Annotated in this window: 1 protein-coding gene; it reads left to right on the forward strand. The window is 66.6% G+C overall.

The annotated features are described in order from the left end of the window. Window positions 1-1036, forward strand: a 1036-nt coding sequence (locus ACT3SQ_RS19260) for an IS256 family transposase (RefSeq protein ID WP_444592686.1), incomplete at its 5' end; no start/stop codon positions are given. Window positions 1037-1081: the final 45 nt, after the last annotated feature.

The following is a 1081-nucleotide window of genomic DNA, read 5'->3' on the forward strand; positions in this document are numbered from 1 at the left end:
GGTCGGTACGATCGACGTCGCCGTCCCCAAGCTGCGTTCGGGCACTTACTTTCCGGAGTGGCTGCTCGAGCGCCGTAAACGCGCCGAATCCGCGCTGATCACCGTGGTCGCGGACTGCTACCTCGCCGGGGTCTCCACCCGCCGCATGGACAAACTGGTCAAGACGCTCGGCATCAACAGCCTCTCGAAGTCACAGGTCAGCCGTATGGCAGCCGATCTCGACGAGCACGTCGAACAGTTCCGCCACCGCCCCCTGGACGCCGCCGGACCGTTCACGTTCGTCGCCGCGGACGCACTGACGATGAAAGTCCGCGAAGGTGGCCGCGTCATCAACGCGGTCGTCCTCGTCGCGACCGGAGTCAATGGCGACGGACACCGCGAGGTCCTCGGCATGCGGGTCGCGACCAGTGAGACTGGGGCGGCGTGGAGCAGCTTCTTCGCTGACCTGGTCGCCCGCGGGCTGGGAGGAGTCCGTCTGGTGACCTCCGATGCGCATGCCGGGTTGGTCGAGGCGATCGCCGCGCACCTGCCCGGAGCGTCCTGGCAGCGGTGCCGCACCCACTACGCCGCGAACCTGATGAGCATCTGCCCGAAGTCCATGTGGCCTGCGGTGAAGGCGATGCTCCACAGTGTCTATGACCAGCCTGATGCTGCGGCGGTGACCGCGCAGTTCGATCGGTTGTTGGACTACGTGGGTGAGAAGCTGCCCGCCGTGGCCGAGCACCTTGATGCCGCTCGCGCTGACGTCCTCGCGTTCACTGGGTTCCCCAAAGACGTCTGGGTCCAGATCTGGTCGAACAACCCCGCCGAGCGGCTGAACCGCGAGATCCGCCGGCGCACGGACTCCGTCGGGATCTTTCCCTCTCGCGACGCGATCGTCCGCCTCGTCGGTGCGGTCCTGGCCGAGCAGACCGATGAATGGGCCGAAGGACGTCGCTACCTCGGGCTCGACGTCCTGGCCCGTTGCCGCCTGACCATCACCACCAGCACCGTGAATGAGGTGACCACCGAGACCTTGCCCGCCCTGACAGCCTGACCCCTCTCATCGAAGGAGCGCTACACCACTTCCCGGGACTTGACC

The organism is Brachybacterium sp. AOP42-C2-15 (assembly GCF_052377065.1).
Taxonomy (GTDB): domain Bacteria; phylum Actinomycetota; class Actinomycetes; order Actinomycetales; family Dermabacteraceae; genus Brachybacterium.